This is a genomic window from Streptomyces sp. NPDC054840 (genome assembly GCF_053611065.1).
Genome location: NZ_JBSGZP010000513.1, coordinates 1 through 5,418, shown reverse-complemented (window position 1 = coordinate 5,418; position 5,418 = coordinate 1). Strand labels below are relative to the sequence as shown.

Annotated in this window: 4 protein-coding genes; 2 read left to right on the top strand and 2 right to left on the bottom strand. The window is 74.3% G+C overall.

Annotated features, from left to right (window positions below):
• Positions 1-6 precede the first annotated feature (6 nt).
• A complete protein-coding gene (locus ACWGIU_RS28285) occupies positions 7-2,346 on the top strand; it encodes an FtsX-like permease family protein (protein ID WP_453710441.1) in 2,340 nt (779 codons plus the stop codon).
• 10 nt (positions 2,347-2,356) lie between these two features.
• Here the strand turns inward: ACWGIU_RS28285 and ACWGIU_RS28280 are convergent, their stop codons facing one another.
• Together ACWGIU_RS28280 and ACWGIU_RS28275 are read right to left on the bottom strand one after the other, a co-directional pair.
• The gene (locus ACWGIU_RS28280; protein WP_453710439.1) at positions 2,357-3,742 is read right to left on the bottom strand and encodes a phosphotransferase; all 1,386 of its coding nucleotides are present in this window, start codon (positions 3,740-3,742) and stop codon (positions 2,357-2,359) included.
• 31 nt (positions 3,743-3,773) lie between these two features.
• Positions 3,774-4,685: an NUDIX hydrolase gene (locus ACWGIU_RS28275; RefSeq protein ID WP_453710437.1), complete on the bottom strand. Its 912-nt coding sequence runs from the start codon at positions 4,683-4,685 to the stop codon at positions 3,774-3,776.
• A gap of 221 nt (positions 4,686-4,906) precedes the next feature.
• Here ACWGIU_RS28275 and ACWGIU_RS28270 point away from each other — a divergent pair, with 221 nt between their 5' ends.
• Entirely contained in the window at positions 4,907-5,416 is a 510-nt protein-coding gene (locus ACWGIU_RS28270) for an NUDIX hydrolase (RefSeq protein WP_453710435.1), read from the top strand.
• The last annotated feature ends 2 nt before the right edge of the window (positions 5,417-5,418 follow it).

Genomic DNA, 5,418 nt, shown 5'->3' with positions numbered 1-5,418 from the left:
GTGACCGTGCGGGCCACGCTGCGCTGGGCGCACGCCGACTTCCGCGCACACCGCGGCGAAGCCCTCTTCGTCGTCCTGGCCAGCGCCGGGATCATCGCTTCGCTCCTGCTGGCCGGCGCACTGTTCGGCTACGCGGCCAACCCCTGGCAGCGCGTCTTCAACCAGTCCCACGGCGCACACATCTGGCTGCACACCCGCGCCGGTGCGGACACCGCCGCCTTGTCCCGCGTGGACGGGGTCGCCGCCCTCTCCGGGCCTTACCGAACGACGGCGACGACGGTCGAGTCGCGCGGCGCCCGGGTCGGCGTGACGCTGCGCGCGGCCGGGGCGGCGCCGCCGGAGACCGGGCGGCCGCTCGTCACCGACGGCAGCTGGCTCGCCGGACCGGACACCGCCGCCGCCGGCGCGGGTGCCGGCAACGGGGCCGTCGTACTGGAGGCCTCGGTCGCGCGGGCGCTCTGGGCGGAGCCGGGCGACATCGTACGGGTCACCGGCCCGGACGGCGCCCCGCACGCCCTGGAGGTCAGCGGGATCGCCGACGTGGCCGAGCCCCGTTACCACCCGGGCGGCGGACCCGGCATCGGCTGGGTACTCGACGACACCCTCGACGAGGTCGCCCACGGCGACACCGGGCAGAGCGTGGGCCTGCGCCTGCGGGATCCGGACGACACCGACTTCACCGTCCAGCGGGCCGTCACCCTCCTCGGCGCCGACCGGGTCGCCCAGGTCACCAAGTGGCAGCAGGCACGGGCCGAGGCGGGCGGCGACGACCGCCTGCTCGGGCAGATGTTCGCCGTCTTCGGGCTCGGCGCGCTGCTCGCGGCGGCGCTCGCAGCCGCCGGAGCGATCGGCGCCCGCGTCCGCGGACAGCTGCGGGACATCGCGATCCTCAAGGCCGTCGGCTTCACCCCCGGCCAGGTGACCCGCGGCTTCCTCGTACAGCACCTGGCCTTCGCACTGCTCGGCGTGGCCCTCGGCACGGCGGCGATCGCCCTGCTCGGCGCCCGGATACCGGGCCGCATCGGGGAGGCGACCGCGGTATGGCAGGACCTCCCCGGCCACACCGCGCTCATGATCGGCATCCCGTGCGGCGCGGTGCTGCTGATCGCGGCCGCGACCGGGCTCTCGGCCTGGCGCGCCGGACGGGTGCCCCCGGTGCCGGTCGCCCGTGCGGCGCTGCCGTCCGCCGCGCCGATGACCGCGCTCGGCAGGCGGGCCCTCGGCGTACGCGTGCCACCCGCCCTGGTCCTGGGATGGCGAGCGGCCTTCCCGCGGCGCGGCCGCACGCTCGCCGCCGTCACCCGGCTCGCCCTGCCGCTGGTCCTCATCACGGTCGCACTCGTCGCCTGGTCGACCCTCGACCAGTTCCGCAGCCGGCCCGCGCAGATGGGACTGCCCGCGGCACTGACCGTACGGGCCGGACAGTCGGCCGCAGCGAACGACGCGGAACTGGAACGGACTCTCGAGGCGGCCCCGGACGTCGCCGCGGTCCACCCCGGCGCCGAGATGGCGGCGCTCGTGCCGGGACAGACCGGGACGATCACGCTCCGAGGGCTGGGCACGGCCCGGGACCCGTACCCCTCCAAGGTGGTCGAAGGCCGCGCGGTCAGCGGTCCGGACGAGGCGGTGGCCGGACAAGGGCTGCTCGACCTCCTCGGCGTCCGCGTCGGCGCCTGGGTGCGGATGACCGTCGAGGGACGGCCGCAGATCCTGCACCTCGTCGGCCGCACCATCGAAACCGAATCCGGGGGCCGGGTGATCACCACGACCATCGACGCGCTGCGGGAGCGCGACCCGGGGCTGCGCCCCGACTTCCACGCCCTCGTACTGCGCAAGGGCGCGGACCCTGTGGCGGTGAGCGCCGCGCTCGCCGGGACGGCGGGCGGGACTCTGGAGGTCCGGCAGACCCCGAACCCGGTGGACCGGCTGGAACCGGCGCGCGCGGTGATCGGCGCCCTGATCGCGGTCCTGGCGCTGATCGGACTGATCGAGCTGCTGACGCTGATCGGTACGGGCGTACGGGACCGGGGCCGGGACCTGCTCGCGCTGAAGGCGATCGGGCTGACGCCCCGGCAGATCGGCTCGATGATCGTGACGGCCGCCGGACTGACGGCGCTGGCATCCGCCGTGGTGGGCACGACGGTGGGGGTGGTGTCCGGCAGATGGCTGGTGGACACCCAGGGGGCGTCGAGCGGGATCGGCGCCGGCGTCGCCCAGCCACCGCCGATCCCCGTGCTGTTGATCGTGATCGTCGCAGCGGTACTGGGCGCGGTGGTGGCGGCGGCGCTGCCGGCGGCACGGGCGGCACGGCGGCGCCCGGCCGACTCGCTGAGCGAGACACTCTGACGCTCCGGCGTCACGGGCGGTGGGCGCAGTGCAGCCGGTACAGGGTGCGGCGGCCCCGCTCGGCGACCTCGGGGTCGTCGTGGCCGGCTCCGTAGGCGATCCCGGAGACCGCGTCGAAGGCGGACTCGCAGTCCATCCGGAGCTCCTCGACAGGGGTGAGCGGTCTGCCGTACCCGTCGAGGAAGGCGGCGCGCAGGTCGGGCCGGCCGGTCCAGGTGTCGCCGAGGCGCACCAGGTCCCGGGTGGCGGTCGCGTACTCCGACCGCTCGAAGTCGAAGAGCCGCACCTGGCCGTCGTCGGTCAGGAGCACGTTGCGGTACTGGAGATCCCCGTGCGTGGGCACCAGCACCGGCCGCGGCAGGTCCTCGTAGGCGCGGGCCAGGGTGCGGACCAGCTCCTCGTCCCCGGCGGCCAGATGCGGTCGGGCCTCCTCCAGGTGCCGCTTCACGGTGTCGGCGGCCGAGGGTGGCCCGGCGGGCCGCTGCGGGCAGCTGCCGTGCAAGGCGGCGGCGAGCCGCCCCAGCCCCTGCTGCACACGTACTTCGGCCGCCGGGTCGAGGTCCATGCCGTGCGGTGACCGCCCCGCCAGCGCGGTGATGACGACGGCTCGCGCGACCGGGTCGCAAGCGACGAGGCGCGGCACCTGGCGCCCGAGCCCCGGCGCCCACGTCCGGTAGGCGGCCACCTCCCGGTCGTGGAACCGCGGCCCGCGGTGCCGCTTGAGGTACCAGGTGCCTCCTTCGGATCCGGTGAGCCGCCAGACCCGGCTGCCCGCCCGCGCCCAGGAGATGTCGACCGCCCCCGCGATCCGGCCGACGGCCCGCTCGGCGAACACCCCCAGCGGATCGGGCAGATCCGCCCCCTCCGGCGGGGGCGGGCCGGGCAGGAGGCGGGCCCGGTCGACGTCGCCCACGGCGTACTCGACGAGGTCGCCGGGCCGCTGGAAGTGCACGGCGGCCGGCATGCCGGCCCGGTACGCGTCCAGTCCGGCCCGGCAGTACGCCACCATGGGCTCCGGCAGCGTGCCGAGCGGGTACCAGCCCATGCCGTCACACCGGTCGGGCTCCGTCACGCGGGGCAGCCCCGCCCACCGTCGTACCTCGAAGAAGACGCCGATCCGGGAACTGCCACCCCGGGGAGGGCGGTGGTGGACGGTGACCGCCGCGGTCACGTCAGCCGCCGCGATGAGGACACCGGTCTCCTCGCGGGCCTCCCGGATCACGCCCTCGACCATGTCCTCGCCAGGGTCGAGATGCCCGGAGGGCAGGTGCCAGAGCCCGGTCGCGTACACGGGCCCGGCCCTGCGCGACAGCAGCACCTCCGGGCCGCGGTCGCCGTCGCGGCGCAGGACGAGGTGGACGTCGACCGGCACCGTGTGCCGGGGGCCGCCGCTCACGGCGCGGAGGCGGGGATCGTGGTCATGGGACTCATGCCCAGCCGAGCTCGGTGTAGAGGCGGCCGGCCCGGATGCCCTCGATCGCGGCCCGGGTGTAGGGGACGACCGGTTCGGGGAGGTCGTCGGCGGGCCACCAGCTCCAGGACAGGCAGCGGTCGGGCTCACGCACCTCGGGTGTGCCCTGCCACCGCCGCGCGCGGAAGACGAGCTGCAGACGGGGCCGGCCGCCCGGTGCGTTCACCTGGTGCACGACGTGGACCAGTTCCGCGTCACCCGGGTCGATGACCAGACCGGCCTCCTCCGCCGCCTCCCGCACCAGGCACGTGACGGCGGATTCCTGCTCGCAGTGGCCGGCGAGGAAGTGGTGGGTGGACGCGGCGAAGACGGAGTCCGGATGACGCAGCCCGAGCAGGACCTGCCCGTTCCGTTCGAGGTAGAGGTGAACGCCGACGATGTTCCGCCGTGCCCGGCCACCGCCGGGCCGGGCCTGGGCCGGAACGTCTGCCGGGGCCGGACCCCGGGCCTGGTGGAGGTCGATGACCTGCTTCGTCCACGGGCTCATCGTCAGGAAGGGGATCGTGGCCGCGTCGAAGTGGCGGAACATGATGCCTTCAGGACAGGGGAGTTCGTCGGCGTCACCGTCCCATGCCCCCAGGTATACCTGGATGCGGCCCTTGTCCGGCTCGTTCGGCCGCTCCGGCGCGGGCCCGTGACAGTCGACGACGGCGAAAGGCTCCAACGACACCACCAGACCGGTTTCTTCGAGGAGTTCCCGCTCGACCGCCTGCGCCGGCGTCTCCTCGCCCTCGCGGCCTCCGCCCGGGATCGACCACGCGCCCGGATCGACGATGCGTTTGTTGGCGTCGCGCAGATGCAACAGGTACCGGCCCTGCGAGTCGACCAGCAGCGCGGCGGCGCCATGCGGTTCGACGGATTCGGTCATCGAAGACTCCTCCGGAAGGACGGGATGCCCGTACAAGTGCCCTGAAGAACGGTCCGGCTTCGAGACCGTCACGGCCGGACCGGGGGCATGGCGCGAACGCATGTTCTCGCGCGAGGATCGCCCCGACAAGACACCCCCTGGCCCTGTCGTCGGAGGAGGCCGGGGGCACCGCCCAGCGGTAGCCGGGGGAGAGTCTTGACGACAGGCCTAAGCTGCCGACCATGACGACACAGCACAAGGTGTGCGGTGTGCACCCCGTGGCCCCTGACACAGAACTGCCCGTACCCGCCCCTGGCGAGGTCTGGACCGTCGGTGCCGTCATTCTCAACGAGGACGGCGAGGCCTTCGCCCAGAAGAGGGGCCCGGGCCGCCGCCTCTTCCCCGACAGCTGGGACATCGTGGGCGGCCATGTCGAGGCAGGGGAGACCCTGCTGGAGGCTCTCGCGCGCGAGGTCGAGGAAGAGACCGGCTGGCGCCTTTGCCGCGTACGGCGCTTCCTCGGCACCACCACCTGGACCGGGGACGACGGCGCCGGACTGCGCCATGAGGCTGACTGCCTCGTCGAGGTCGAGGGCGACTTGGACCGTCCCACGCTGGAGTGGACCAAGCACTCCGCCTACGGATGGTTCGGTCCCGACGACCTCGACCGCCTCAAGGAGAACCGGCTCCCCGGAGAGTTCTTGATCCACGACCTGATCGCACGAGCCCTGCGGGCCGGCCCGCGTCCCTGAGG